This window comes from Neisseria sp. P0008.S010 (genome assembly GCF_051962715.1).
GTDB classification, from domain to species: Bacteria; Pseudomonadota; Gammaproteobacteria; order Burkholderiales; family Neisseriaceae; genus Neisseria; species Neisseria elongata.
Map to the genome: position 1 here is coordinate 1 of NZ_JBQCVA010000023.1, position 26,624 is coordinate 26,624.

At 57.2% G+C, this 26,624-nt stretch carries 23 protein-coding genes and 1 pseudogene; 17 read left to right on the plus strand and 7 right to left on the minus strand.

Features of this window, described 5'->3' with window-relative positions; translation table 11 throughout:
• The first annotated feature begins 150 nt into the window (after window positions 1-150).
• Window positions 151-2,961: a TonB-dependent siderophore receptor gene (locus tag ACTHSL_RS07265; protein ID WP_440380899.1), complete on the plus strand. Its 2,811-nt coding sequence runs from the start codon at window positions 151-153 to the stop codon at window positions 2,959-2,961.
• A gap of 246 nt (window positions 2,962-3,207) precedes the next feature.
• On the opposite strand, the gene ACTHSL_RS07270 is transcribed toward ACTHSL_RS07265, so the two are convergent.
• The 3 genes and pseudogenes from ACTHSL_RS07270 to ACTHSL_RS07280 form a co-directional block, all read right to left on the minus strand.
• The gene (locus tag ACTHSL_RS07270; RefSeq protein WP_440380900.1) at window positions 3,208-4,155 is read right to left on the minus strand and encodes a cation diffusion facilitator family transporter; all 948 of its coding nucleotides are present in this window, start codon (window positions 4,153-4,155) and stop codon (window positions 3,208-3,210) included.
• 237 nt (window positions 4,156-4,392) lie between these two features.
• Window positions 4,393-6,117: an ABC transporter ATP-binding protein/permease gene (locus ACTHSL_RS07275; protein WP_440380901.1), complete on the minus strand. Its 1,725-nt coding sequence runs from the start codon at window positions 6,115-6,117 to the stop codon at window positions 4,393-4,395.
• A gap of 79 nt (window positions 6,118-6,196) precedes the next feature.
• Window positions 6,197-8,354 (minus strand): annotated as a pseudogene (locus ACTHSL_RS07280) (TonB-dependent siderophore receptor).
• A gap of 284 nt (window positions 8,355-8,638) precedes the next feature.
• Between ACTHSL_RS07280 and ACTHSL_RS07285 the strand changes: the two are divergent.
• From ACTHSL_RS07285 to proB, 4 genes are all read left to right on the plus strand, one after another.
• Window positions 8,639-9,484, plus strand: a complete 846-nt coding sequence (locus ACTHSL_RS07285; RefSeq protein WP_440380902.1) for an SDR family NAD(P)-dependent oxidoreductase — start codon at window positions 8,639-8,641, stop codon at window positions 9,482-9,484.
• Window positions 9,481-10,086: a Maf family protein gene (locus tag ACTHSL_RS07290; RefSeq protein ID WP_440380903.1), complete on the plus strand. Its 606-nt coding sequence runs from the start codon at window positions 9,481-9,483 to the stop codon at window positions 10,084-10,086. Before ACTHSL_RS07285 ends, ACTHSL_RS07290 begins: the two co-directional genes overlap by 4 nt.
• Before the next feature lie 175 nt (window positions 10,087-10,261).
• Window positions 10,262-10,561: a DUF2818 family protein gene (locus ACTHSL_RS07295; RefSeq protein ID WP_049249920.1), complete on the plus strand. Its 300-nt coding sequence runs from the start codon at window positions 10,262-10,264 to the stop codon at window positions 10,559-10,561.
• A 38-nt stretch (window positions 10,562-10,599) separates the two neighbouring features.
• Window positions 10,600-11,724, plus strand: a complete 1,125-nt coding sequence (proB, locus tag ACTHSL_RS07300; RefSeq protein ID WP_440380904.1) for a glutamate 5-kinase — start codon at window positions 10,600-10,602, stop codon at window positions 11,722-11,724.
• A 258-nt stretch (window positions 11,725-11,982) separates the two neighbouring features.
• Here proB and ACTHSL_RS07305 read toward each other — a convergent pair whose 3' ends face one another.
• Entirely contained in the window at window positions 11,983-12,618 is a 636-nt protein-coding gene (locus tag ACTHSL_RS07305) for a GDSL-type esterase/lipase family protein (RefSeq protein WP_440380905.1), read from the minus strand.
• Window positions 12,619-12,735: 117 nt separating this feature from the next.
• On the opposite strand from ACTHSL_RS07305, the gene lptB reads away from it, so the two are divergent.
• From lptB to hpf, 3 genes are all read left to right on the plus strand, one after another.
• Entirely contained in the window at window positions 12,736-13,473 is a 738-nt protein-coding gene (gene lptB / locus ACTHSL_RS07310; protein ID WP_440380906.1) for an LPS export ABC transporter ATP-binding protein, read from the plus strand.
• 88 nt (window positions 13,474-13,561) lie between these two features.
• The gene (gene rpoN, locus ACTHSL_RS07315; protein ID WP_440380907.1) at window positions 13,562-14,911 is read left to right on the plus strand and encodes an RNA polymerase factor sigma-54; all 1,350 of its coding nucleotides are present in this window, start codon (window positions 13,562-13,564) and stop codon (window positions 14,909-14,911) included.
• 71 nt (window positions 14,912-14,982) lie between these two features.
• Window positions 14,983-15,300, plus strand: coding sequence for a ribosome hibernation-promoting factor, HPF/YfiA family (gene hpf / locus ACTHSL_RS07320; RefSeq protein ID WP_107919249.1), 318 nt, complete (start codon window positions 14,983-14,985; stop codon window positions 15,298-15,300).
• A gap of 76 nt (window positions 15,301-15,376) precedes the next feature.
• Here the strand turns inward: hpf and ACTHSL_RS07325 are convergent, their stop codons facing one another.
• The 3 genes from ACTHSL_RS07325 to edd all read right to left on the minus strand — a co-directional run bounded on the left by ACTHSL_RS07325 (window position 15,377) and on the right by edd (window position 18,352).
• Window positions 15,377-15,697: a hypothetical protein gene (locus ACTHSL_RS07325; RefSeq protein WP_440380908.1), complete on the minus strand. Its 321-nt coding sequence runs from the start codon at window positions 15,695-15,697 to the stop codon at window positions 15,377-15,379.
• 10 nt (window positions 15,698-15,707) lie between these two features.
• A complete protein-coding gene (locus tag ACTHSL_RS07330) occupies window positions 15,708-16,343 on the minus strand; it encodes a bifunctional 4-hydroxy-2-oxoglutarate aldolase/2-dehydro-3-deoxy-phosphogluconate aldolase (protein WP_440380909.1) in 636 nt (211 codons plus the stop codon).
• A 179-nt stretch (window positions 16,344-16,522) separates the two neighbouring features.
• Entirely contained in the window at window positions 16,523-18,352 is a 1,830-nt protein-coding gene (gene edd, locus ACTHSL_RS07335; RefSeq protein ID WP_440380910.1) for a phosphogluconate dehydratase, read from the minus strand.
• A gap of 190 nt (window positions 18,353-18,542) precedes the next feature.
• Between edd and zwf the strand changes: the two genes are divergently transcribed.
• The 9 genes from zwf to ACTHSL_RS07380 all read left to right on the plus strand — a co-directional run bounded on the left by zwf (window position 18,543) and on the right by ACTHSL_RS07380 (window position 26,615).
• Window positions 18,543-19,976, plus strand: coding sequence for a glucose-6-phosphate dehydrogenase (gene zwf / locus ACTHSL_RS07340; protein ID WP_440380911.1), 1,434 nt, complete (start codon window positions 18,543-18,545; stop codon window positions 19,974-19,976).
• 58 nt (window positions 19,977-20,034) lie between these two features.
• Window positions 20,035-20,466 carry a hypothetical protein gene (locus ACTHSL_RS07345; RefSeq protein ID WP_440380912.1) on the plus strand — a complete coding sequence of 144 codons (432 nt, stop codon included), beginning with the start codon at window positions 20,035-20,037 and terminating at the stop codon, window positions 20,464-20,466.
• 24 nt (window positions 20,467-20,490) lie between these two features.
• On the plus strand, window positions 20,491-21,072 hold the full coding sequence (locus ACTHSL_RS07350) for an RNA 2'-phosphotransferase (protein WP_440380913.1): 582 nt from the start codon (window positions 20,491-20,493) through the stop codon (window positions 21,070-21,072).
• Between the two features lie 94 nt (window positions 21,073-21,166).
• Window positions 21,167-21,853: a 6-phosphogluconolactonase gene (pgl, locus tag ACTHSL_RS07355; protein WP_440380914.1), complete on the plus strand. Its 687-nt coding sequence runs from the start codon at window positions 21,167-21,169 to the stop codon at window positions 21,851-21,853.
• Complete coding sequence (locus ACTHSL_RS07360) at window positions 21,843-22,820, plus strand: glucokinase (protein WP_440380915.1); 978 nt, start codon at window positions 21,843-21,845, stop codon at window positions 22,818-22,820. The genes pgl and ACTHSL_RS07360 overlap by 11 nt, the downstream gene beginning before the upstream one ends.
• Before the next feature lie 88 nt (window positions 22,821-22,908).
• Window positions 22,909-23,760 carry an SIS domain-containing protein gene (locus ACTHSL_RS07365; protein WP_440380916.1) on the plus strand — a complete coding sequence of 284 codons (852 nt, stop codon included), beginning with the start codon at window positions 22,909-22,911 and terminating at the stop codon, window positions 23,758-23,760.
• 51 nt (window positions 23,761-23,811) lie between these two features.
• The gene (pgi, locus tag ACTHSL_RS07370; RefSeq protein WP_440380917.1) at window positions 23,812-25,479 is read left to right on the plus strand and encodes a glucose-6-phosphate isomerase; all 1,668 of its coding nucleotides are present in this window, start codon (window positions 23,812-23,814) and stop codon (window positions 25,477-25,479) included.
• Between the two features lie 188 nt (window positions 25,480-25,667).
• Entirely contained in the window at window positions 25,668-26,141 is a 474-nt protein-coding gene (locus ACTHSL_RS07375) for a DUF6585 family protein (protein ID WP_107993984.1), read from the plus strand.
• Between the two features lie 141 nt (window positions 26,142-26,282).
• On the plus strand, window positions 26,283-26,615 hold the full coding sequence (locus tag ACTHSL_RS07380) for a hypothetical protein (protein WP_440380918.1): 333 nt from the start codon (window positions 26,283-26,285) through the stop codon (window positions 26,613-26,615).
• The last annotated feature ends 9 nt before the right edge of the window (window positions 26,616-26,624 follow it).

Consider the following 26,624-nt stretch of genomic DNA (forward strand, 5'->3'; position numbering starts at 1 on the left):
GCTTCTTTGGATTAGGTTTTCGTATTTCATTTGGAAATTGTAAATCTTCAGGATACTTTCGCAAGAGGTCTAATTAAATTTTAATTTTTTAACATACTGTTATATGTATTCTTAACGTTAAATAACTTGATTTGTTTAGAGCAGAAAAAAATGACTCCGAATTTGAAGCAAAAAATATTACCGATTATGTTGTTAGCCTGTTATCAAAATACTTTTGCCGATACGGTCGAGCCACCCGTATCGGAAAGCGGGTCACTCGAAAGCGTAACCGTTACTGCCACTCGGCGGAACGACAAAACCGAACAAAGTAAATCCTATACCATAGGCAGCATGTCCACCGCCACGGGCCTGAGAATTTCAGGCAAAGACACCCCGCAGTCTGTGAGCGTCATTACCCGCCAGCAACTTGACGACAAAGCCATCCATACACTTGAAGAGGCGATGAGAAATACCACGGGAGTAAACGTTGTCCGTGATTCGGGCTTGCAGACACGGTTTTTATCACGCGGTTTTTATGTGGATCAAATCGGCGAAGACAGCATCACCACCAATGTGGCCGGACGCTCCGGCTATACCGCAAGAATTGATGTTTCTCCCAGTACCGACTTAGCAGTTTACGACCATATCGAAGTTGTGCGCGGTGCAACCGGCCTGACGCAGTCCAACTCTGAACCGGGCGGCACCATCAACCTCATTAGAAAACGGCCGACTTCTGCCTTTAAACATACGGGGGAGATTTCTACCGACCAGCGGGGCAGCAAACGCCTGATGCTTGACGTTTCCGGCAGTCTTAACAAAGAACAGAGCGTGCGTGGCCGTTTAGTCGGCGTATACGATGACCATAAATCGTTTAAGGACAAAATGTGGGGCAAAAAGAATATGCTCTACGGCATTGTAGAAACCGATATCGGCGACCACGGTATTCTCACTTTCGGCGGCATGCATCAGAAAAGCAAAGAGATTCCTGATTTTGCAGGAATTATGCTGCCATGCGAAAACCCTAAGGCATACAGCGTTTTCGAAAACAACTGCAATAATCCCGTCAGGCTGCCGCGAAACACCTACCTCGGTATGGATTGGTCGCGTTTACGTGCCGATAAAACCAATCTTTTTTCCGGTTTTAAATACGATTTCGACAATGGTTGGCGGCTCAATGCCGAAGCATCCTATACAAAAAACCGTTCGGATGCCAAAGTCGGACAGTTCTTCCTGCGTAACGAACACACTGCCGGCATAGCGGGCAGCCCCGCCACGGGAGCCATCTTGCCGAACGGCACCATCGTACCGTATGACACGCCTGATGACGAAGTCAGACGGATACTGGCCGAAGAGGCGCGAAAAGACAGAGAGGCATACGAACAGGCCAAAACGCAATACCGCGCCACACAATTCGACCGCAATGCCTATGAAGCGGCCAAAGCCAAAGCCGAAGCTGCAAACCCCTGGGCATGGTATACCGAAGACAGTTACATCGCCGAAGAACTGAGCAAAATGGGTATTGTCGATTACAGCTACGCTTATGGCATGTTCAATTACAATTTGGCCAAAAGAAAGCGCGATACCGACCACATTCAATTCAATGCCAGCACCATGCGGCATAAAAAGAAAGATGTCCAATACGGTTTCAAACTCGACCTTTCGGGTAAATACAGCCTTCTTGGCCGCAGCCACGATTTTTACACCGGCTATACCTATAATAATGAAAATATCCAGTCAGACTATTTGGAAATCTTCGATCGAAACTACCGTGTCAAAACTTCCAATCCGGGAGCGGGCGTATGTGAAGCCATACCTTTCCAAATGTCGCCGCTCGGCATGAAAGGCAACGAACTGGCCGAACCGGATTGGGATAAATACAATGACAGGGGCAACGTTTGGTTCAAACGCAGGGGTTGTGAAAACGCCACCGTGGCCGTCGCCGGGCAGACCGACCCTTCGGCAGCCAAGGCCGCATACAACTATTCCCGCTACATCAACAAAAACGAAACCCATGCCGTTACGGTCAGCACCCGCTTCAACGCCACCGACAGACTGCATCTTTTAGGCGGCATGCATTACACCCGCTACAAGTCCTCACAATCGAAAGATATGAGCGTGCGCAACGGCGACCCCGCATCCGCCTTCCAAAACCAATCCTCGCTGGCTGCCGATGCCGACCACTACACCGCGCGCATGAAGGGGCACAAATTCACCCCTTATGCCGGCATTACCTATGAATTCACCCCGCAGCAAAGCCTTTATGCCAGTTACACCAAGATTTTCAAGCAACAGGATGAAGTGGATGTCAGCAGCAAACAACTCCTGCCGCCGCTTACCGGCACCAACTACGAGATCGGCTGGAAAGGCAGCTTTTTGAAAGGCCGTCTGAACAGTTCGCTGGCAATTTTCGTCCTTGATCAGAAAAACCGCACGATTGTCGATTTCGGCTACGTCCGCGGCGACAACGGCCAGGGGCAATGGCAGACCATCGCCCGTCCGGCGGGCAGCGTCCGCAGCAAAGGTTTTGAGTTTGAATTGGCAGGCGAGATGACCGACAATTGGAAAATTTTTGCCGGTTATACATATAACAAAAGCAAATTTAAAAACGAAGATGAAGTAAACGCCCGGCAAATAGCCAATACCAAACGTGCCGACGATGCCTTCAATTTCAGCAGCCATACCCCCGTACAGATATTCCGGCTGGGGACTTCCTACCGCATCCCCCGTACCAAGCTGACCGTAGGGGGCGGCGTATCCGCACAAAGCAAAACCAAAAGCCTCTATAACGTCAAACAGGGCGGATATGGCCTGATTGACGGCTTCGTGCAATATGAATTCGGCCCGCATGCTAAACTCAACCTCATCGGTACCAACCTCGCCGACCGTACTTATTTCGAGAACAATGCCAACCGCACGCGGGGTATGAACAACTTTTATGGCGAACCGCGTACGGTCAGCCTGAAACTGGATTGGAAGTTTTAAATAAGGCACCTGCTTTGTTTGGAGGCCGTCTGAAACTGTACAAACGGTTTTTCAGACGGCCTTGTTACCTCTTGCGGCCTGCCTTTTGTCCGCCAAACCGGATTGCGCCGCATCCCGTCTGTTTTGCCTCACGGGAAGGCAGGGCATAAAGGGCCGAACAGTCAAACAAATAAACAGGCCGTCTGAAAAGCACTTCCCCGCTTTCAGACGGCCTGTCTGACCGGATTCGGCTGTGTTGCCGCATTTTCAGTCATGTGCGTGCCCGCATCCGTGCGAAACTTGTTCGCATGCCTGAACGCATGCCGTATCGGAGTCTGCCGGTTCGGTTTGCACGGTGATGTGGCCGATGCCGTGCGCCTGCACCACGGCCTGCACCTGTTTGGCCAGCGCGTCGGCCTCCGCCACGGTCAGGCCGCTGTGCACGATCACATGGCAGGACATGGCGTGTTTTTTGCTGGTAATCGTCCAGGCGTGCAAGTCGTGCACGCCCAATATGCCGTTGATTTTCTGAATGTCTTCGGCAATTTTCACCAAATCCGTGCCTTTGGGCGTGCCTTCCATCAGGATGTGCAGGCTGCCTGCCAGCACGCCCCAGCCGCTGTTGCCAATCAGCAGGGCCACCGCCGCGCTGGCCGCCAAGTCCGCCCAGTTCCAGCCGTAAAACTGTATCAGCAGGCCGGCTGCCACTGCAGCAACAGAGCCGAGCAAATCGCCCACCACATGCAAAAACGCACCGCGCATGTTCAGGTTGTCCTTCTCGCCGCGCAACATATACCACGCGACAAACAGGTTCACCAAAAGTCCGAGTACGGCCACCGCCAGCATCGCGCCGCCCGCTACGGGCACAGGTTTGAAGGCGCGGATAACGGCTTCGACCAAAATCCATGCCGCCATTACCACCAGCGTGAGGCCGTTGAGCGCGGCGGCCAGGATTTCCACACGCTGATAGCCGTAGCTTTTCTGCGAGTTGGCGGCCTTTCCCGCCCATTTGAAGGCGAACAGGGCGAGGGCGAGCGAGGCGGCATCGGAAAACATGTGCCCCGCGTCCGACAAGAGCGCGAGGCTGCCGCTGAACCAGCCTGCCGCCGCTTCCACCAGCATGAAGCCGGCAATCACGGCCAGCGATACGCGCAGGATGCGGGTGTTGGTGCTGTGGGCGTGGGAGTGGTTGTGTTCGTGGTTGTGGAAGGACATGGGGGTTCCTTGTAGGTGTCGGGTTGATTGTCGGAATCGGAAGGCATTTGTTTAGGCGGTTTTACGGCTTTTCTTTGTTTCAGCCGTTTTCAGACGGCGTTTAAGGCTGTTTGGAAACGAACCGCATACATGGCAGACAGTACACGCCTGCTGCCTAAAAGTCCATTTTCCGTCTGTGCCCATAAAGTCTGAAGGCCGTCTGAAAACTGTGAAAACGGGTTTTCAGACGGCCTTTCGCTATTGCGCCCCGCCGGTTTTGTCTTCCAAACCGATACGCCGTCCGAACAAGGCTTGGATTTCGGGTTGGTGGCTGATACCGATGACGAGGGTGTCGGGAAGGTTTTGTTTGAGAACTTGCATCAGCGTCAATGCGGATTCGCCGTCGAGCTGGTTGGTGGCTTCGTCGAGGAACAGGATTTGCGGTTTGTGCAGCAGCGCGCGGGCGAGGCTGAGGCGTTGCTGTTCGCCGCCGGAGAGGATGCCGTGCCATTCGTATGGTTCGTCTAAATTATTTTTCAGAGTGCGCAGCCTCCCCGTGGGACTGCCTAGTCCGACTTGTTCCAAGGTCGTCTGAATAAGTCGGTCGTCTTGGCAGGCGGGGTGGGGATAGCTGACGGTGTGGCGCAGGGTGTCGGCGGGGAGGTAGGGGCGTTGGGGCAGGAAGAGGAGGCTGCCGTCGAGAGAAAAGCTGCCTTGGTAATACGGCCACAAGCCTGCGAGGGCGCGCAGCAGGGTGGATTTGCCGATACCGCTTCTGCCTTCGAGCAATACCCATTCGGGGGCGTGGGCTTCGAGGTTGATGTCGGTAAGCAGGGGACTGCCGGTTTGAGTGTGGACGGTGAGGTTTTGCAGGACGAGGATGCCGCTTTGGCGGTGGTTGTTTAAAGTCAGGGCGGGTGCTGGGCGGGCGGCGCTTCTGCCTTCTTTTTCTACTTGTTCCAAGGCCGTCTGAAAACCGGAGAGGCGTTCGACGACTGCCGCCCATTCGATGAGACGGCGGTAAGAGTCGGTAAACCAGCCGAAGCTGTCTTGGACGCGGGCAAACGATGTGCGGGTCTGCATCATGTCGCCGAAGGTCATGGTTTTGGCGAGGTACATGGGCAGGGTGGCGAGGATGGGGATGAAGATGCTGATGCGCACATAGGTCGCCCAGAAGGTTTCTTGGCGGAATTCGCAGTTGGTGAGCCGCCGCCAGTTGTCGCGGATGCGGAGGTAGCGTTGTTTCAGACGGCCTGTTTCGGCTTCGCCGCCGTTGTAAAAGGCGATTTGTTCGGCGTGGTCGCGCACGCGCAGGAGGGCGGCGCGGTAGTCGGCTTCGCGGTGCTGGCGGTCGATGTTGAGATTTTTGAGTTTGCGGCCGACGAGGTGGGCAATCAGGGTGCTGATGACGGAATAAATCAGGGCAACCCAGACGAGGTAGCCGTGTATGGTGATGTCGCGCCCGCCGATGTTGAAGGTCTGCACGCCGGAGAGCGTCCACAATACGGCGACGAACGCGCTGAATTTGGCAATATTATTGATGAAGGAGCGGAACAGTCCGATGCTTTTGTCGGCGAGGAGGTAAATGTCTTCGGCAATGCGCTGGTCGGGGTTGTCGGGTTCGCCGGTCAGGCGCAGGCGGTAGTGTTTGTGGCCTTCGAGCCAGTTTTGCTGGAATTGTTCGGTCAGGTGGGTGCGCCAGCGAAAGATGAGGCGTTTTTGCAGCCAGTCGCCGCAGACGATGCAGCCGATAATCATCGCCATGTAGCCGAGGTATTCGACGATAAGCGCGGGCATGGATGCACCGTCAAACGCGGCCAGTGCGTCGTAGAAGCGTTTGTCCCACGCGGCGATCCAAACGCTGATGGTGATGGAACAAAGGGTGAAGCCGATGAGGACGGCGAGCATCAGCCATTGGATGCGCCCGTGCGCCCCTGCCCAAAAAGGACGAGCGAGTCGGGAGAATTTTTTGAGGATGTTCATGGATGTGTGTTTGTATCGATAATGAAAGGCCGTCTGAAATTGGGATTGTACTTTCAGACGGCCTTATTTCATACGGCGGCTACATTTTCCACTTCAGGCTGAACACGGCGTTGCGCGGTTCGCCGTAGAAGTTGCCGCTGTTGGCGGCACGGCTGTATTGGTTTTCGTAGTAGCGTTTGTCGGTCAGGTTGTTGATTGCCAGCCCCAGCTGCAGGTTTTTGGTCGGGCGGTATTGGACGTTGGTGTTCCAAACCGTGTAGCCGCCCTGTTTGAGCGTGCCGGAAGAATTGGCGGTTTTGCTGCTGCTTTTCACCCCCAGCCCGACCGTCCATCTGCCTTCGTCCACCGGCAGGACATAGCTGGTGTAAAGGCGGAACATGTGCTTGGGCGTATGGCTGCTGAAATTGTAGCCTTGTTGGCGCGATGCGATGTTGCCGGCAATGCTGTTGCGGTTGGTGCTGCGGTTGAAGGTGTAGCCTGCGTAAACCTGCCAACGGTCGGTCAGACTGCCGGAGATTTCAGCGTCCAAACCGCGGCTGCTTTGGTTCAGCGGCACCCAGTAGGCGTGCGGACGGGCATTGACGCGCTGGTTGTTGTTGTCTTTGTCGGTGCGGTAGAGCGCGACCGAAGTGTTCAAACGGCCTTCGTTCCATTCGCCTTTCCAACCGATTTCGTAGTTGCGCCCCATAATCGGCGGCAGCAGGTTTTCGTTTTGGTCGCGGTTCATCGTTTGTTTGAAGATGGACGTATAGGCGGCATAAACGCTTTGTTTGGGCGTGATGTCGTAAGTGATGCCGGCATAGGGGATGAAGCGGTTGCGTTTGAGTGCGTAATGCGTACCTTCCGAGCTGTCTTTGAGGTTTCTGTCCCAATAGAGGTTGCGGTGCCAGCTTGTGTAGCGTCCGCCGGCGATGATGTGCAGTTTGTCGGTGGGGTTGATGCGCGCGCCCAAACCGAAGGCATGGGTGCGGTAGCTGCCGTTGCCGCCGCGTGACTTGGCGGTATTGGCATCCCAATCGGGTTTGGCTTTTTCGTTGCCGTTGAACGCATCTGCGTTATAGGTGCTGCTGTCGTCGAACCAGCGGTTGTCCGAGTTCATCTTTTCTTTGGAATAGCTGTGCATGAAGAAGAGGTCGTGGCTTTGGCCGAAGGCGAAAATACGGCCGGTCAGGTTGTTTTGAAAAGTAAACTGGCGGCTGTCCGTGTCGTAACGGTCGAAGCTGTAAGTTTTGCCCAAACCGTCCGCTCCTATGCCGTTATCTGTGCCGCCCAGCGTGTAATATTTTTTTGAGCTGTCGCTTTTGCGCCAGTCCAGCTTGCTGCTCAGTTTCCAGTTGTCGTTGAAATAATGTTCAAACTCGGCAAAGAGGTTGTGTTTTTTCAGACGGGCTTCGTTCCAATCTGCGCCGAGGTAGCGGCTGCGTTTCCATTCTTTGCCGTCAGCGCGCATGGGCAGGCCGTCCGGGTCGGGCGTTTTGGTTTGGTTGAGATAACTCGCGCCCCAAGAGAGCTTGCCGTTGTCGCCGATGTCTTTGTCCATCACGCCATACAGAAGGACGTCGCGGCCGCCGGATTGGTCTTTGAAGGTTTTGTTGCTGCCAACCGAGCCGACAAAGCGCCCACGCAGGCCGTGTTCAGGGCTTAAAGCACCCGATGCGTCAAACGTGCCGCCCACTCTGCCCCATGTGTTGACCGTCAAATCGGCGGAAAGCTGTCGTTTGGAGGTCGGTTTCTTACGGACGGCGTTAATCGTGCCGCCCGGTTCGTTGTTTGCCTGCGTCAGTCCGGCCGCACCGCGTACCACTTCGATGCGGTCGTACATCGCTATATCGGTCACGCTGGTCGGGTCGCCGGACGGACCGCCCAAGCCGAATCCGCCGGGCGAGCCGATTTGAGTGGCAATGCCGTCTTCTTCAAGTTGCTCAATAAAATAGCCGCGCGACATAAAATGCGTGCGCCCGCCGCTTTTGAAGACGTTGACGCCCGTGGCGTTTTGCAACGCGCCTTCGAGGCTGGTCACGCCTTGGTCTTCAAGTTGTTTTTTGGTGATGACGCTGACGGATTGGGGAATTTCCCTCGGAGAAAGCACCAATCCCGTAGTCCGAACGCATCGCGGATACGGTGTAGCTGTTGCTGCTGTCGCTCCTCAAACTGCGCCGGTTGGCGGTAACGGTAACGTCTGCCAATCTGCCTTCTTGTACCGTATTGACATCAGCAAAGGCGGAAACGGGCAGCATACAGCCCAATAAGGCGGAAGAGAGTGGTAATTTTTTCATAAGTTATTCCCATATTCCTTGTCGGCAGGCATGCCCGCCGGGTGGTAGAATCCGCATTTTTCGCGGTAAAAAGACTTGTTTGCGGCATTGTGAACCGCAGTCCGCCATATCGGCAGCGGTTGCGGATATTATAACAATATCATTTCCCCGTAAAGATTTTTTGTTGAAAATTTCTTTATAATTCAAAAAGTTATCTGTTTAAACTTTAGAAGAAGGCGTTAAAGGTCAAGAAAGGAAACTACTCCATGCCATCTATCCTCATCACCGGTTGTTCCAGCGGCATAGGTTATGAAACCGCCAAAATGCTGCGGCAAATGGGTTGGCAGGTGTTCGCGTCCTGCCGCCGTGCGGAAGATGCCGAACGTTTGCGCCGGAAAGGCTTCGCGTATGCCCTGCAATTGGATGTGGACGACAGCGGCAGCATTCAGACGGCCTTCGACGGCATTTTGAACCAAACGGGTGGCACGCTCGACGCATTCTTTTCCAATGCGGGCTACGGGCAGGTCGGCGCGGTGGAAGACGTTCCGCGCCAAGCCCTGCGCGAACAGTTTGAAACCAACGTTTTCGGCGCGTGGGAGTGCCTCAATGCCGCCATGCGCGTTTTCAGACGGCAGGGACACGGCCGCATCCTGGTCAACAGCAGTATTTTGGGCTTTGCCGCCATGCCTTGGCGCGGCGCGTACAACAGCACCAAATTCGCTTTGGAAGGCATGTGCGACACTTTGCGCCACGAATTGCACGGCACAGACATTCACGTCAGCCTGGTCGAACCCGGCCCCATCGCCACCCGCTTTCGCGACAATGCCTTGATTAAATTCAGGCAGCACATCGACTATGAAAACAGCGTCCACGCCGAAAATTACCGCTGCCAGCTCAACCGCCTGCAGGCCGAAGGCGCGGCCGTCCCGTTTACACTGAGCGCGCAGGAATGTGCCGCCGTCTGCATACGCGCCCTGACCGACCGCCGCCCCAAAGCCCGTTATCTCGTTACCGTGCCGACAGTTGCCTTTTGGTATCTCAAACGCATCCTGCCGACCCGCTGGCTGGATGCCCTGCAACGCGCTTCCGTGAAAGGACAAGGCAAAAAATGACCGCGCCGCTGCTTTATCTCGCGTCCGCCAGCCCGCGCCGCCGCGAAATCCTGCAAAATCTGGGCTACCGTATCGAACGCATTGCCGCCGATATAGACGAAACCCCGTTACCGCAAGAAGATGCTGCAGACTATGTGCAACGGTTGGCCGCCGAAAAAAACATCGCCGCGCTTGCCGTTTGGCAGGCGGTGGGCAAACCCGAACCCGCCGCTCCCGTCATTGCCGCCGACACCACCGTCGCGCTGGACGGCAAGATACTGGGCAAGCCCGAATCGTCCGAACACGCGCGCGAAATGCTGCTCGCCCTTTCCGGCCGCAGCCATCAGGTGTATACCGCCGTCTGCCTGCATTACCGAGGCCGCATCTTTCATGCACTGAATACCAACCACGTTGCCTTCAAACCGCTGACCGAAGCCGAAACTGCCGCCTACATCCGCAGCCGCGAACCGCTGGACAAGGCGGGCGCATACGGCATACAGGGTTTGGGCGGCATTTTCGTGCGCGAACTGTCGGGCAGTTTCACCGGCGTGATGGGCCTGCCCGCATATGAAACCTGCGAACTGCTGCGGCAGGCGGGTTATGCCGTGCCGCCGTTTGCCTGAAGCCGGACGGCGTAACGGCCGCTTGTCGCGAAACCGCGGATTTTGCGGGTAAAATAACGAAGGAGGCCGTCTGAAAAGCCGCACCGTCCGCCCGAAAACATTTTCAGACGGCCTCCAGTATGATGCAGAACCATAAAGGCCGTCTGAAACCATCTTCACTACAAGAAAGCACACCATGACCGCACCCATGTACACACTGCTGCTGTTGGCCGTCATCTTCGCCAACCTGCCGTTCCTGACCACCCGCCTGTTCGCCGTCAAACCGATGGCGCGCAAACACATCGGCCACCACTTAATCGAACTGGCCGCAGGCTTCGCGCTGACCGCCGCGCTCGCTTACCTACTGGAAAGCCGTGCGGGAAGCGTCCATCCGCAGGATTGGGAGTTTTACGCCGTAACCGTCTGCCTCTTCCTCGTGGCCGCCTTCCCCGGCTTTGTCTGGCGATATTTCTGGCAGGAGCGCGACAAGCAATAACCCGATATAAACAATAAATTGATATAAAAGGAGAAATCATGAGCATCAACAACCTGTCCCAAGTCGGACTCCTCGTCGTCAAAGTCGGCTCCAGCCTCGTTACCGCGGGCGGCAAAGGCATAGACCAAGCCGCACTCGACCGCTGGGCGGCGCAAATCGCCGAACTGGGCAAACAAGGCGTGCAAACCGTCCTCGTTTCCAGCGGCGCCATCGCCGAAGGCATCAAACGGCTGGGCTGGAGCAAACGCCCCACCGCCATCAACGAACTGCAAGCCGCCGCCGCCGTCGGGCAAACCGGCATCGCCCAAGCCTACGAAAACGCGTTCGCACCGCACGGCATCCGCACCGCCCAAATCCTGCTCACCCACGACGATTTGAGCAACCGCACCCGCTACCTCAACGCCCGCAGCACCCTGCAAACCCTGTTGTCCAAAGGCATCGTCCCCGTCATCAACGAAAACGACACCGTTACCACCGACGAAATCAAGCTCGGCGACAACGACACCCTCGGCGCGCTCGTCACCAACCTCATCGAAGCCGACGCCCTCGTCCTTCTGACCGACCAAAAAGGCCTGTACGACAGCGACCCGCGCAAAAATCCGCAAGCCAAACTGATTCCGACCATCGCAGCCGATCATCCCGACCTCGAAAGCATGGCGGGCGGCGCGGGCAGCAGCGTCGGCACCGGCGGCATGTACACCAAAGTGACTGCCGCCAAACGTGCCGCACTCAGCGGAGCCGCCACCGTCGTCGCATGGGGCGGCGAACCCGACGTCCTCGTCCGCCTCAAACAAGGCGAAAGCATAGGCACGCTTTTCACCAGCGCGCACAGCCGCGTCGCCGCCCGCAAACAATGGCTGCTCGGACACGTCCAAACCGCAGGCAGCCTGACTGTCGACAGCGGCGCGGCAAAAGCCCTGACCGAACAACACGCCAGCCTGCTGCCCGTCGGCTGCATCCGCGCGGACGGCCATTTCCACCGCGGCGAACTCGTCGCCATCCTTGATACCGAGGGCAAAGAAATTGCCCGCGGCCTCACCAATTACAGCAGCGGCGAAACCGCCAAAATCCTGCAAACCCCGTCCGAGCGCATCGCCGAAAAATTAGGCTACGCCCACGAAGACGAACTTATCCACCGCGACAATATGGCGTCGCACCGCTAGAAACATCCATTAGAAATATCCGATGGAAAGGCCGTCTGAAAAACCGCTGCGGGTTTTCAGACGGCCTTTTGCCGTTTGACAGCGGATTAAATTTAAATCGGGACAGGCGGGGCAACGTTGTACCGGTTTAAATTTAATCCGCTATTTAAAGATACGGTAAATCCAAAGAAGGATGCCATGTCGTCATTCCCGCGCAGGCGGGAATGACGATGGCGGAAATTTTTCATTTTAATCCACTATAGATTGGAACATAGCGGTTTACGGCTGAAAGAACCCCTGCCGGTGCAAAAAATCGGCCGCTTTTTCGGCAAACAGGCGGTAGCCTTCGTCGTTGGCGTGGATTTGGTCGGAACGCAGCTCCCTTCGTCCGAGGATTTCCGACCACGCGCCGTCCAGCAGCGGCACGCGGTAGGTTTCCGCCAAATTGCCGTACAGCGGATGGTCGCTCAAACTGCCGACCAACGCGCCGATGGTGAAATGCGGCTCCGCCACCAAAACGGCGGATACGGAGGCCGTCTGAAGGGTTTGCAGGATGCGGCCGATGTTGCCGCGGGTTTCGTCCTCGCTGATGCGGCGCAGGAAATCGTTGCCGCCGATGCACACCAGCGCGAGGCCGGGTTTCGGCTGCAGCAGCCCGGGCAGGCGGGCAAGGGCTTGGGCGGACGTGTCACCCGACACACCGCCGTTAATTACCTGCCAGCCGGTAATGTCGGCCAAACGGCGCGGATAATCCCCGCCGGCAGACGCGCCGAAACCCGCCGTCAGCGAATCGCCCAAAGCCAAAACGCGGCTGCCGCGCGGCAGGGCGGAACGGGCGGCTTTCCTGCCGCAGCCGTTGAGCAGCAGCAGGCCGCCTGCGGCCAAAAACAGAAAACCGCGCCGGTTGATGTCCATAAACCAATCCTTTCGTCCGGCAGCCCGCAATCCGCAGCCGCCGCGAGCGGTTTTGCGGTTTCAGACGGCCTGAAAACAAAGTACAATGACCCTGTGTCATATTCTCAAAAAATAAGCATGATTCCGGAAAAGACCAGCCGCCTTGTCGCGCGCAACCTGCAAAAAACCTTCAAAAAACGCCAAGTGGTGAAAGATTTTTCGCTTGAAATCGAAAGCGGCGAGGTCGTCGGCCTGCTCGGCCCCAACGGGGCGGGCAAAACCACCAGCTTTTACATGATAGTCGGCCTGATTGCCGCCGACAACGGCAGCATTATGCTCGACGGGCAGGAGCTGCGCCATATGCCGATACACGAACGCGCCCGGCTGGGCTTGGGCTACCTGCCGCAGGAAGCGTCGATTTTCCGCAAAATGACGGTGGAGCAGAACATCCGCGCCATCCTCGAAATCAGCATCAAAGACAAAAAACGCATCGACGGTGAACTGGAACGCCTGTTGGCCGACCTCAACATCGAACGCCTGCGGGACAACCCCGCGCCGTCGCTGTCCGGCGGCGAACGGCGGCGGGTGGAAATCGCCCGCGTGCTGGCCATGCAGCCCCGCTTCATCCTGTTGGACGAACCGTTTGCGGGCGTCGATCCGATTGCCGTCATCGATATTCAGAAAATCATCGGCTTCCTCAAATCGCGCGGCATCGGCGTACTGATTACCGACCACAATGTGCGCGAAACCCTCAGCATCTGCGATAGGGCATACATCATCAGCGACGGCGCGGTGTTGGCTTCGGGCAAACCCGAAGACTTGGTAAACAACGAACAGGTCCGTGCCGTTTACCTCGGCGAAAACTTCAATTACTGACAAGCCGTCTGAAAAAATGCGTGAGGGCGCGAACAATCATTTTCAGACGGCCTGACCGATAGCATAAAAGCAAATACACAAAAACAACATGACATTACTCGGACTAAAACTCAAGCAAACCCAACAGCTCAACCAGGGATTGCAACAATCGCTGCGCGTCTTGCAGATGTCCGGCCTCGAACTGGAGCGGGAAGTGGACGACTGGCTTCAGGACAATCCGCTGTTGGAGCGGCGCGAACCGGCGGAAGACGGCCGTTTCGAACCGACCCGCCTGTCGGCCGCCGTTTCCAGCCGCAACCAAATCGGCGGCGAAGATGCCGAAGACGTTTGGGCGACCATCGCCGACGAAGAAGATTTCAAGCGCTACCTGCACAACCAAGTGTGCGAACATCCGCTGAGCGAACAAGAAGCCGCCCGCGTACACATACTCATCGACTCGCTGGACGAACAAGGCTACCTGACCGACAGCCTAGAAGAAATCATCGACAACACCCCGCTGGAATGGATGTTGGACGAAGACGATATGCAGGACGCGCTCGACCGGCTGCAAAACTTCGACCCGCCCGGCGTGGGCGCGGCCGATTTGCGCGAATCCCTGATGCTACAACTGCAACGCCTGCCCGCCAGCCCGTCGCGGCAGTGCGCGGGACAAATCGTCAGCCGCTTCCTCGACGACCTCAACCGCAGCAAAACGCAAAAACTGGAAAAATTCAAAAAAGCCCTGCCGGACTACACCGCCGACATCATCGAAGCCGCACTCGAGCTGATTGCCGGGCTGAACCCTTATCCCGCCTACGGTTTCGCCTCGGCCGAACCGACGGCCTTCATCCAGCCCGATGTCTGGGTGCGCGAGGGCGAAGACGGGCGGTGGGAAGTGGCGGGCAACGAACAGGCCTGGCCGCAGCTGGCAATGAACGAAGAATTGGCCGACGCATTGAAAGACGAAGGCATAGATGAAGTTTGGCGCGAAAAAATACAGGAGGCGCGGCAGAAAATCGACAGCCTCGAGCTGCGGAAAAACACCGTCATCCGCCTGGCCGAATACATCGTCGCGCGGCAGGAAGATTTTTTCATCTTCGGCGAAATCGGCTTGGTGCCCATGCTGATGAAGGATGCCGCCGCCGAATTGGGGCTGGCCGAAAGTACCGTTTCCCGCGCCGCCAACAACAAATATTTGTCTTGCCCGCGCGGATTGTTTGCGCTACGCTACTTCTTCAGCCAGGCAGTCAATGCCGAAGACGGTCAGGAGGGAACGAGCCAAAGCGCGGTCAAAGCCATGCTGGCCCAACTGATAGAAAACGAAGACAAACACAAACCGCATTCCGATGAAGCACTGGCGCAGCTGTTGAAACGGCAGGGCATAGACATTGCCCGCCGCACCGTGGCGAAATACCGTGAAAGCCTCAACATCGCGCCGGCACACCAACGCAGGATCTAGTTTCCATGCCGTCCGAACAATCCGAACGGGTTTTCAGACGGCCTTACCAACCCACCGTAAGGAGTAGGACTATGAACTTGAAAATCACCGGTTTGAATTTCGATGTAACCGAAGCCATCAAACAATATGTTTCCGGCAAGCTGGAGCGCATCAACCGCCATGCGGGCAACCTGATTTCCGTAACCGTAACCCTTTCGGTAGACAAATTGGAGCACAAAGCCGAGGTGGATGCCCATTTGTCCGGCAAAGACCTGCACGTTGAAACCATCGAGCCGGATATGTATGCCGCTATCGATATTTTGATGGACAAGTTTGACCGCGCCTTGATCAAACATAAGGAAAAAAGCCAAAACGTACGCAGCGCGCCCGCTCCCGAAGCCACGGAGTAAACCGCTGCCGGAAATGGTTTGTTAACCATTAAAGAGGCCGTCTGAACAATCCGAACGGGTTTTCAGACGGCCTCTTTTATTGCTGCGCGTGCAGCTGCATGACGCGGTCGGATTCCACCGACAATACGCCGCGTACCTTTTTGAAATGGCGTACGGCCTGTTGCGGGTCGGTGTTTGCCGGCGGTTTGACGGCGACGGCGTTGATGATTGTGTAGCGGTGCAGGATTTCGGCGCGGTAGTCGGATGCGGCGGCCAGCAGCGGTTCGATGCCCACGGCGGGGTCGTAGCCGATAATCAGGTTGCCGGTGGTTTCAGACGGCCTTTCGCCCGTGGCCAGTGCGGGGCTTTGGCAGGCGGTTAGTGCGGCGGCCGGCAGCAGGAAGAGCAGGCGGTTCATGGTTTTCTCCTTATCGGTGGGGTGCGGGCTTCAGTCGGGCGGACTGTTCGGCCAGTTCGGTAATGGCGCGCCAGTTTTTTTCGGCGACCAGTTGCGCGGGGGTGAGCCACGAACCGCCGACGCAGAGTACGTTCGGCTGCGCCAGATAGTCGGGTGCGGCGGCAGGGGCTATGCCACCGGTGGGGCAGAAGCGCACTTGGGGGAAGGGGCCGTGCAGGGCTTTGAGCATTTTGATGCCGCCGACAGCTTCGGCCGGAAAGAGTTTGACGGTGTCGAAGCCGTGTTCGAGTGCCAGCATGAGTTCGCCCGCGCCCGAAACGCCGGGGATGACGGGGATGTCGGCTGCCGCCGCCGCTTGGGCGAAGGGCGTATTGATGCCGGGGCTGATGGCGAACATCGCGCCCGCTTCGGTTACGGCTTTGAGTTGGGCGGCGTTGATGACGGTGCCCGCGCCGACGACGGCGGCCGGTACTTCGCGTTTGATGCGGCGGATGGCTTCGACGGCGGCGGGCGTGCGCAAGGTGATTTCGAGTACGCGGATGCCGCCGTCCAGCAGTGCCTGCGCCAATCCGACCGCGGTTTGCGGGTCGTCGATGGCGATGACGGGGACGACGGGGCCGGCGGTCAGGATTTCGCGCGGTGTCATTTCGTTTTCCTTATCGGTTGGTGCGGGCGGCAGATGCGTTTTTCAGACGGCCTGCGGTTTGCCGCGGCATGTTCCGATGCCGCCCACGGTTGTGTGTCGGATGTATTTATTTCGGTTTGCTAAGGTGCGGGGTGATGTTTTCAGACGGCCTCTGCGTTGCGGCAGGCCGTCTGAAACGTTCAGCCGAAATCCCCGCCCAAGCTCATCGCGCCCGTTTCCGCGCTGCCGGTGATGCTGCGGAAACCGGCGAAAAGTTCGCGGCCAATGCCGTGCAGGTTGCCGCTCAAATCGGCGGCGGCGGTTTCGCGCCCGTCCCATTCGGCTTCGTCCACCAGTGCGGTCAGTTCGCCGGTGTGGGAGTTGAAACGGATGATGTCGCCGGTGCGGATTTTGCCTATGCCGCCGCCGAGCAGGGTTTCGGGCGACATGTGGATGGCGGCGGGGACTTTGCCCGACGCGCCCGACATGCGCCCGTCGGTTACCAGCGCGACTTGGAAGCCCCTGTCTTGCAGGATGGCCAGGGGCGGCGTGAGTTTGTGCAGTTCGGGCATGCCGTTGGCGCGCGGGCCTTGGAAGCGGACGACGCAGACGAAATCGCGTTCCAGTTCGCCGCGTTCGAAGGCGGCCAGCACTTCTTTTTGGTCGTCGAACACGATGGCGGGGGCTTCGATGATGCGGCAGTGGTCTTTCACGGCGGAGACTTTTATCACGCCGCGCCCGATGTTGCCTTTCATCACGCGCAGGCCGCCGTCGGGCGAGAAGGGCGCGGATACGGGGCGCAGGACTTCGGTGTCGCGGCTTTCGGCTACCGCGTCCTGCCATTTCAGACGGCCTTCGATTAAAAACGGCTCTTGTGTGTAAGCCCTCATGCCGCGGCCGACCACCGTGTCCACGTCGTCGTGCAGCAAACCCGCGTCCAGCAGTTCGCGGATGACGAAGGGCAGCCCGCCAGCCGCGGCAAAATGGTTCACGTCCGCCTGGCCGTTGGGGTAAACGCGGATGAGCAGCGGGACGATGGCGGAGATGTCGTCGAAGTCGTCCCAGTTGAGTATGATGCCCGCCGCGCGCGCCATGGCCACCAAATGCATGGTGTGGTTGGTCGAGCCGCCCGTGGCCATCAGGCCGATGACTGCGTTGACAAACGATTTTTCGGACAGCATTTCGCCTATGGGCTTGATGCTGCGGTTTTTGATGCCGTCTGAAAGGCGGGCGGCGGCGGCGCGGGTCAGGGCTTCGCGCATCGGCGTGTGCGGGTTGAAAAAGGCGGCGGCGGGCAGGTGTACGCCCATCATTTCCATCATCATCTGATTGGAATTGGCCGTGCCGTAAAACGTGCAGGTGCCGGGGCTGTGGTACGAACCCATTTCGCTTTCAAGCAGCGCGTCGCGGCCGACTTTGCCTTCGGCGAAACGCTGGCGGGTGCGGGCTTTTTCCTTGTTGCCGATGCCGCTGGTCATCGGGCCTGCGGGCACGAAGATGGCGGGGATGTGGCCGCAACTCAACGCGCCTATCATCAGGCCGGGGACGATTTTGTCGCACACGCCCATCAGCAGCGCGCCGTCAAACATTTGGTGCGACAGGCCGATGGCGGTACTCATCGCAATCACGTCGCGCGAAAACAGCGAAAGCTCCATGCCTTCGTAGCCTTGGGTGATGCCGTCGCACATCGCGGGCGTGCCGCCGGCCACCTGTGCCGTCGCGCCGTGTTTTTGCGCTTCGTCCTTAATCAAATCGGGGAAATCCTTGAACGGCTGGTGTGCGGAAACCATGTCGTTGTAGGACGTGATGATGCCCAAGTTCGGCACGCTTGGCTGCTGCATTTGGATTTTGACGGTTTTGGGCATCGACGCATAGCCGTGCGCCAGATTGGAACAGCCTAAGCGGTCGCGTTCCACGCGCCCCTGCCGTTCGTAGGCTTTGGTGCGTTGCAGGTAGGCGGAGCGGGTGGCGCGGCTGCGTTCGATGATGCGCTCGGTAACGGCGGCAAGTTGCGGGTGGATAGCGGTCATGGTGTTCGGCCTTGTTGTGTAGTTTTGCAACATATTATACTGCCGACTGTGCCGCGCGTGTTGTGCTGCAATAAATTATCCGTTATACGGCGGGTCGTAGACAAATCATGTAGCCGCGTGTAGCATTGCTACGTTTTTACCGTGCGGCACGTTTTCAGACGGCCTTTTCCGCATCAATATAAGGAAAAAAATGAAACCGCAGACAAATTTCGATTTGGTCTTATTCGGCGCAACCGGCGATTTGGCCATGCGCAAACTGCTGCCCGCCCTGTATCAGGCGCATGCGGCCGGACTGCTGCATCCGCAGGGGCGCATCTTGGGCGTGAGCCGCAGCAAATTCAGCCGCGAAGAATTTTTGGCCAAAGTGGGGCGCGACAGCAAAATCCACATCGAAAACATCGAAGATGCGGTCTGGGCGCAGTTTGAACAACGCATAGACTACCTGTCGCTGGACGTAGGCGAAGCGGCCGATTTTTCCGCGCTGGCCGACAAAGTGAACCAACGCCCCGACGCCGACGCCGTAGTCGTCTATCTTTCCACCGCGCCCAAATTTTTTGCCCCCGCCTGCGAAAAACTGGCCGCCGCAGGCCTGAACGCGCCCAAAGTCCGCATCGTGCTGGAAAAACCGCTCGGCACGGATTTGGCTTCCTGCCGCAAAATCAACGAAGACGTGGCGGCCTATTTCCAAGAAAACCAAATCTACCGCATCGACCACTACTTAGGCAAAGAAGGCCTGCAAAACCTTTTGCCGCTGCGCTTCGGCAACAGCTTGTTCGAACCCTTGTGGAATAAGGATTACATCCAATCCGTGCAGATTACCATTGCCGAAACGCTGGGCGTGGAAGGGCGCGGCGAGTTTTACGACATCACCGGCGCGTTGCGTGACATGGTGCAGAACCACATCGTGCAAATGCTGTGCTTTACCGCCATGGAACGCCCCAAATCACTGGAGGCCGACGACGTTCGCGACGAAAAACTCAAAGTCATCCAATCGCTCAAACCGCTGAACGACATCGACAAACAGGCCATACGCGGCCAATACGCCCCGTCGGCCGGCTTGAACGGCTACGCGCAGGAACACAAAGTCCCCGCCGGCAGCCGCACCGAAACCTATGTCGCCATCAAAGCCGAAATCGACAATCCGCGCTGGGCGGGCGTGCCGTTTTACCTGCGTACCGGCAAACGGCTGGCAGGCAGGACGGCCGAAATCGTGCTGAATTTCAAACCGCAGCCCGACGACGGCAAACTCTATGCCGCCGTACCGAACCGCATCGTCATCAGCCTGCAGCCGCAGGAAACCGTGCGCGTGCGGCTGGCCGTCAAGGCTGTCGGCAGCGACCGTACCGTACCCGCCGAAATGGTGTTGGATTTGGCGCAGGCCGCGGCAGGCCGCCGTGCCGAAGCCTACGAACTCCTGTTGCGCGAAGTGATAGACGGCCGTCTGAACCTGTTCAACCGCCGCGACGAACTCGAAGCCGCCTGGGCATGGCTGACACCCGTGCTGGAACATTGGGCGGCATTGCCCGTGCCGCCGCACCCCTATCCCGCCGGCAGTCGCGGGGTGGAAGCCGCCCGCGCCATGCTGGCCGAAAACGGCGATTTGTGGCTGGAAGAACAGGACTGAAGTTTCAGACGGCCTGTTTCAATTATTAGGCCGTCTGAAAACAGATGCAGAGAACCGTATGGATCAAATCAAAATTTCGTCATATTGGAAACCTGCCGTCATGCTGCCGTTAATAGTTGGCGCGGTTGCGGCGGGATTTGGTTTGATTATCGGTTATTTGGATGCAAAAAGCGGCTTCGGCATGAAAATGCTGTCATTCGCTTTCGAGCTGTGTATGCAGTCTATGGCTTTTACATTGCCGACCGCCTTGCTGTATGCCGCGGCAGCCAAACTCTTCAAGCTTCGGTACACTGCGGCCGGGATATTGTTGTCGGTGATATTGGCTGCGGCGGCAGCACTTATTGTGATTATCATGTGGCTTGTTGTTGTTAATGCGGCGGCGTTGGCAGTCGATCAGCCGTGGTCGGTGATACTCGTGATAACAACCATTCCTCCATTGTCGGCGGTGGCGGGCGCGGTGGCGTCCTTTCTGCTGCCTAAGGCCGTCTGAAAACGGTGTGTATGGAATAGAATAATGCAAAACAACGAATTAAACGAACAACAGCGCAAATCGGTCAGCAAATTCTTCAGCCTGATTTTGCGCCACCGTCCCGAGCAAATCGGCCTGACACTCGATAAAAACGGTTGGGCGGACATAGACGACCTGTTGGCAAAAGCCAATCTCCACAACCGCACCGGCCTTTGTATCACGCGCGAAGTGCTGATGGAAGTTGTGGAAACCAACGACAAAAAACGGCTCACCGTTTCCGCAGACGGCAGCCGCATCCGTGCCGCGCAGGGACATTCCACGCAACAGGTGCAAATAGAACACCAAGCCGCCGAACCGCCCGCCGTGCTTTTCCACGGCACGGCGGAAAAATCGCTTTCGTCCATACGCGGGCAGGGGCTGCACGGCGTAAGCCGCCACTACGTCCACCTTTCAGCCGATGAAGAAACGGCGGTCAAAGTCGGCGCGCGGCACGGCAAACCCGTCGTTTTGCGCATCGACACCGCCGCCATGACGGCCGCCGGCCACAAATTCTATCTGGCCGACAACGGCGTATGGCTGACCGAAAGCGTACCGCCGCAATATATTGTTTTCCCTCAGGCCGTCTGAAAGGAACGGCCGGACCCGGGGCTTTAATCATGATGCTTCTGCTTGGCAGAAAACCAGTTTTCAGACGGCCTGAGCCGTCGCACAAGGAACACCCATGACCATACGATTCCATTCCTTCCCTTCCGCGCAGCAGGCCGCCCGGGCCTTGGCGGAAGCGGTGGCGCAGGATTTGCGCCGAACGCTCGGACAACGCGGCGAGGCGGTATTGGCCGTGTCGGGCGGACGTTCGCCCGTTGCCTTTTTCCACGCCCTGTCTCAATCGGATTTGGACTGGGGCAAGGTGGGCGTTACACTGGCGGACGAGCGCGTCGTCCCGACCGGCCACGCCGACAGCAATACCGCGCTGGTGCGGCAAAACCTGCTGCAAAACCGCGCCGCCGCCGCACGGTGGATTCCCCTGATTGAAGACGATGCGACCGATTTGCAGCCCGAACGCACAGTACGCGCGGCATCCGCGCATTACCGCCGCCCCGACGTGCTGGTGTTGGGCATGGGTGCGGACGGCCATACCGCCTCGCTGTTTCCGCAGTCGCCGCAGTTGGCCGCGGCCATGTCGCCCGACTGCGCGCAGCCTTTGATGTACACCGAGCCTGTTACCGCGCCTCACGGCCGCATCAGCCTGACGGCCGCGGAAATCGCCCGCGTGCCGCACCTCTACCTGGCCATAGGCGGGGCGGAGAAAAAAGTGGTTTACGAACGCGCAATCGGCGAACCCGAAACCTATCCCGTCGGCAAAGTGTTGCAGATGGCCGGAGAATGCGGAGTGTATTATGCGGACTGATTTTTCAGACGGCCTCTGGCCGCGCCTGATTGCCGACATCGGCGGCACGAACGCGCGTTTCGCACTGGAAACCGCGCCGCAGCATTTCGAACAGGTGCAAGTGCTGGCATGCAAAGATTATGCGGGCATCGTCGATGCGGTGGCGGAGTACCTTGTCCGCATCGGCAAACCCGAGGTGAAGCACGCGGCGGTGGCGATTGCCAACCCCGTTACCGGCGACCATGTGCAGATGACCAACCACCATTGGAATTTTTCCATCCGCGACACCCGCCGCGCCTTGGGCCTGGATACCCTGCTGCTGATGAACGACTTTACCGCGCAGGCTTTGGCCGTTACCCTGCTGTCCGACGACCATCTGATACAGGTCGGCGGCGGCGCGGCGGCAAAAGATGCGCCCAAAGCGGTTTTGGGCGCGGGTACGGGGCTGGGTGTCAGCGGGCTGATTCCCGACGGGCGCGGCGGTTATATCCCGCTGGCGGGGGAGGGCGGCCATGTCAGCTTTGCGCCGGGCAATGAGGAAGAAGCCGAAGTGTGGCGTTATGCGCGGAAAAAATTCGGCCATGTGTCGGCGGAACGCCTGATCAGCGGCATGGGTTTGGAACTGATACACGAAGCCCTGAGGCAGGAAACGGGCGGCAGGCCGCAAACCGCCGCCGAAATCACCGCCTCCGCCTTGCGCGGCGATTCGCCGCTGTGCGGTCGCGCGTTGGATATTTTCTGTGCCGCGCTGGGTACGGCGGCGGCCGATTTGGCCCTGACTCTGGGCGCGCGCGGCGGCGTGTATCTGTGCGGCGGCATCGTCCCGCGTTTCATCCCGTATTTCAAAACCTCGCCCTTCCGCCGCCGGTTTGAAGACAAAGGCCGTTTTTCCGCCTATTTGGCCGAAATCCCCGTTTACATCGTGCAGGCCGAATTCCCCGGCATCACCGGCGCGGCGGTGGCTTTGGCGGGCAAACTCGGGTCGTAAGGAAACGGTAAACGGCGTTTTCAGACGGCCTCCCCGCATGATGGGAGGCCGTCTGAAAATCAAAAAAAAGCAAAATAAGGAGAAAAACATGTTGGATAAAATCAGCGAAGCCTTGAACGACTTGTCGGGTGCGGAACGCAAAGTGGCCGAATGCGCCTTGGCCGAGCCGAAATGGTTCGTCCATGCCGCCGTGGCCGAAATTGCCGAACGCGCCACCGTCAGCCAGCCCACCGTCATCCGTTTCTGCCGCACGCTGGGCTATAAAGGCCTGCCGGAATTCAAACTTGCCCTATCGGCCGGATTGGGCAGTGAAGGGATGCCGTTTGTACATGAAGAATTGAATGCCGACGACGACATGGGCGGCGTGATGGAAAAAGTGTTGGGCAATACCGCCGCCGCCTTGCTGGGCGCGCGCCGCTTCCTGCACGAAGCCGAACTGGAAAACGCCATCGCCATGCTGACCCATGCCCGCCGCATCGAGTTTTACGGCGTGGGCAATTCCGGCATTGTGGCGCAGGACGCGCAGCACAAATTCTTCCGCTTCGGCATGTCCACCGTGGCCTATTCCGACCCGCACATCCAACTGATGGCGGCATCTGTGCTGAGCGATCAGGACGTGGTGGTGGTGGTGTCCAATTCCGGCGCGTCCATCGAATTGCTCGACGCGGTCAGCACGGCCAAGGAAAACGGTGCCGCCGTCATCGCCATCACGCGCATGGGCTCGCCGCTGGCACATCTGGCCGACTGCGTGTTAAACGTGTTTTCGCACGAAGACAGCGGCCAATACACCCCCATGGTTTCCCGCCTGCTGCAACTGGCCGTTATCGACATTTTGGCCATCGGCCTCGCACTGCGGCTGGGCGAAACCGCCAGCTTGCAACTGGAAAAAGGCAAACGCAGCCTGCGCAGGCGGCATGTCGAAACCAAAACCAAAGAATAAACGGCACAGGCCGTCTGAAAACACCCGAACCGCCCACAATCAAGGAACATCATGAAACACCTGTCCGAACTGCCCGCATGGCGGCAACTATGGCCGCATTATGAAGAAATGAAAAGCGTGCACATGCGCGACCTTTTCGCCCAAGACCCCGACCGCGCCTGCCGCTACTGGCTCGAAGTCGGCGGCCTGACACTCGACTACGCCAAAAACCGCATCACCGACCAAACCTTGAACGGCCTGTTCGAGTTGGCACGCGAAAGCGGTTTGCCGGAAAAAATGCGCGCCATGTTTGCCGGAGAGAAAATCAACAACACCGAAAACCGCGCCGCCCTGCACATCGCCCTGCGCAACCGCGCCGACACGCCGATTTATGTGGACGGCGAAAACGTCATGCCCAAAGTCAATTCGGTACTCCGGCATATGGGGCAGTTTGCCCGTGCCGTCCGCAACGGCGATTGGACGGGCTATACCGGGCAAGCCATCACCGACATCGTCAATATCGGCATCGGCGGTTCCGACCAAGGCCCGCTGATGATGTGCACCGCCCTGCAAACCTACGGCCACCCGCGTCTGAACATGCATTTCGTTTCCAACGTGGACGGCACGCAACTGCGCGACGTTTTGGAACAAGTCCGCCCTGAAACCACCCTGTTTATCATCGCATCCAAAACCTTCACCACTCAGGAAACCCTGACCAACGCCCATACCGCCCGCGACTGGTTCTTGCGAACCGGACGCGAAGAAGATATCGCCAAACACTTCGTTGCCGTTTCCACCAACAAAGAAGCCGTATCCGCCTTCGGCATAGACACGGCCAATATGTTTGAGTTTTGGAATTGGGTGGGCGGCCGTTACAGCCTGTGGTCGGCCATCGGCCTGTCCATCATGATTTACCTGGGCGAAGAAAACTTCATCGAAATGCTCGAAGGCGCGCACCTGATGGATCAGCACTTCATCAACGCACCCTTCGAACAAAACATGCCCGTCCTGCTCGGCATGATAGGCATTTGGTACATCAACTATTTCGGCGAAGGCAGCCACGTCATCGCCCCTTACGACCAACACCTGCACCACCTGCCCAGATTCATTCAGCAGCTCGACATGGAAAGCAACGGTAAACAGACCGCCTGCGACGGCACCCCCGTCGGTACGGATACCGGACCCATCATCTGGGGCGAAACCGGCATCAACGGCCAGCACGCCTTCTTCCAACTGCTGCACCAAGGCACCCACATTACCCCCATAGACCTGATTGCCAGCCTGGAAAAACGCAGCAACCTGCCCGGCTATCACGAAATCCTGTTGTCCAACGTTTTCGCCCAAGCCGAAGCCTTTATGCGCGGCAAAACGGCGAAAGAAGTACGCGCGGAATTGCAAGCGCAGGGCATGGACGGCGAAAAAATCGAAAAACTCGTGCCGCACAAAACATTCAGCGGCAACCGCCCGACCAACATCCTGCTGCTCGACAAAATCGACCCGCGCAACATGGGCAGCCTGATTGCCTTATACGAACACAAAGTTTTCGTGCAGGGCGTGGTATGGGGCATCAACAGCTTCGACCAATGGGGCGTGGAACTGGGCAAACAGTTGGCCAAAACCATTCTGGCCGAACTGACGGGCGAAATCCCGCCGCAGCCGCACGACGCGTCCACCGAACGCCTTATCCGCCTTTACCGTCGCGCCAACTGCGAAGTGGACGGCACCTGCGATATTTTGTAGGCGAAAGGCCGTCTGAAAACAAATTTTCAGACGGCCTGAAACACAGCAAAACCCGTATGCTGCCTTTTATCAGATGGGATCTGTATCTAAATCTAATTATTTAAAATATTAACTTTTAAAAAACATATGCATAAAGGGTGTATGATGTTACAATCCATTCCTTTAATAATACATTAAGGGAACACATTATGCGTCACCGAAAACTGGGCAGGGAGCTTGCCACTTTCCGTCATACACTCACATGGACGTTCTTTGCTACCATTATTTACCTGTTGTTGTTATTTATTTGGAACATGGGCATAGGCGCAGATATCCGCGCTGCAGGGGGCTCTGCTAATGTTATAGGCTTATTCAATATGTTGTTTACCGCTTGGTATGGTATTTATGTGGCAGGGCAGATCAAGACACGACTCACGCTGTACGAACAAGGTTTTATCCTGAAAACCCTGTTTAAAGAACACATTGTAGTTTATCGGGAAATTCGCGACATCCAATCCAAATTCTCGCACATCGAATCGCCAGGCGCGTTTATCCATGCCCGCATTAAGACACCGCAAGGACGCGTGCTGTTGAAAAACAACTGGAAACCGCGTGAAGATTTCTACCGGTTCATTGCGCAATTCCTGTTTCAGGATAATGAAGACGACATTACCTTTCATTAATCAGATCGTGAGACAGTGTATTTCCATTCCGTATTGTTTGGATTTTCCAGCAGTCTGAAATATACAGACATACAGATAGGGAAACGGATCTGGCCGAATCGGTACGCCGGAAATAGAGCATTTTTGAGAAATGCGTGTGCAATGAAAGCATTTTTTATCCGTCAAATTCTGCCGCCCGTATTGGTTCAATTAAGTATTATCGTTGTTCTGGTGTATTTTGAAGCTAAAGATTTCGTCCCATATGTTTCGCCCGATGAAGCGGGGGTGGATTTTCTGGCGGTATTGGTGCTGGTGCCGAGCGTGCTGCTGACATGGCTGTGGCAGGCCGTGACAGCAGTACGTTATTGGCTGCGTACACCCAAACCGCGTATAAAGACAGCCGTGCTGCTGACTGTTTGGTTGGCGGCATATCCCGTATTGCTGTTTGCAGCAATGGTATTGTTATGGCAGATTTTTCTGCAACTGCTCCATTGATTGATGGTA

Bases quoted from the DNA above. Each gene is read 5' to 3' on its own strand.
- hpf (WP_107919249.1), top strand. From the start codon at position 14,983: ATGAACTTGAAAATCACCGGTTTGAATTTCGATGTAACCGAAGCCATC.
- ACTHSL_RS07275 (WP_440380901.1), bottom strand. From the start codon at position 6,117: ATGAACATCCTCAAAAAATTCTCCCGACTCGCTCGTCCTTTTTGGGCA.
- pgi (WP_440380917.1), top strand. From the start codon at position 23,812: ATGAAACACCTGTCCGAACTGCCCGCATGGCGGCAACTATGGCCGCAT.
- pgl (WP_440380914.1), top strand. From the start codon at position 21,167: ATGACCATACGATTCCATTCCTTCCCTTCCGCGCAGCAGGCCGCCCGG.
- ACTHSL_RS07295 (WP_049249920.1), top strand. From the start codon at position 10,262: ATGACCGCACCCATGTACACACTGCTGCTGTTGGCCGTCATCTTCGCC.
- edd (WP_440380910.1), bottom strand. From the start codon at position 18,352: ATGACCGCTATCCACCCGCAACTTGCCGCCGTTACCGAGCGCATCATC.
- ACTHSL_RS07265 (WP_440380899.1), top strand. From the start codon at position 151: ATGACTCCGAATTTGAAGCAAAAAATATTACCGATTATGTTGTTAGCC.
- proB (WP_440380904.1), top strand. From the start codon at position 10,600: ATGAGCATCAACAACCTGTCCCAAGTCGGACTCCTCGTCGTCAAAGTC.
- rpoN (WP_440380907.1), top strand. From the start codon at position 13,562: ATGACATTACTCGGACTAAAACTCAAGCAAACCCAACAGCTCAACCAG.
- ACTHSL_RS07270 (WP_440380900.1), bottom strand. From the start codon at position 4,155: ATGTCCTTCCACAACCACGAACACAACCACTCCCACGCCCACAGCACC.
- ACTHSL_RS07380 (WP_440380918.1), top strand. From the start codon at position 26,283: ATGAAAGCATTTTTTATCCGTCAAATTCTGCCGCCCGTATTGGTTCAA.
- ACTHSL_RS07330 (WP_440380909.1), bottom strand. From the start codon at position 16,343: ATGACACCGCGCGAAATCCTGACCGCCGGCCCCGTCGTCCCCGTCATC.
- ACTHSL_RS07360 (WP_440380915.1), top strand. From the start codon at position 21,843: ATGCGGACTGATTTTTCAGACGGCCTCTGGCCGCGCCTGATTGCCGAC.
- ACTHSL_RS07325 (WP_440380908.1), bottom strand. From the start codon at position 15,697: ATGAACCGCCTGCTCTTCCTGCTGCCGGCCGCCGCACTAACCGCCTGC.
- ACTHSL_RS07375 (WP_107993984.1), top strand. From the start codon at position 25,668: ATGCGTCACCGAAAACTGGGCAGGGAGCTTGCCACTTTCCGTCATACA.
- ACTHSL_RS07305 (WP_440380905.1), bottom strand. From the start codon at position 12,618: ATGGACATCAACCGGCGCGGTTTTCTGTTTTTGGCCGCAGGCGGCCTG.
- ACTHSL_RS07365 (WP_440380916.1), top strand. From the start codon at position 22,909: ATGTTGGATAAAATCAGCGAAGCCTTGAACGACTTGTCGGGTGCGGAA.
- zwf (WP_440380911.1), top strand. From the start codon at position 18,543: ATGAAACCGCAGACAAATTTCGATTTGGTCTTATTCGGCGCAACCGGC.
- ACTHSL_RS07345 (WP_440380912.1), top strand. From the start codon at position 20,035: ATGGATCAAATCAAAATTTCGTCATATTGGAAACCTGCCGTCATGCTG.
- ACTHSL_RS07285 (WP_440380902.1), top strand. From the start codon at position 8,639: ATGCCATCTATCCTCATCACCGGTTGTTCCAGCGGCATAGGTTATGAA.
- ACTHSL_RS07350 (WP_440380913.1), top strand. From the start codon at position 20,491: ATGCAAAACAACGAATTAAACGAACAACAGCGCAAATCGGTCAGCAAA.
- ACTHSL_RS07290 (WP_440380903.1), top strand. From the start codon at position 9,481: ATGACCGCGCCGCTGCTTTATCTCGCGTCCGCCAGCCCGCGCCGCCGC.
- lptB (WP_440380906.1), top strand. From the start codon at position 12,736: ATGATTCCGGAAAAGACCAGCCGCCTTGTCGCGCGCAACCTGCAAAAA.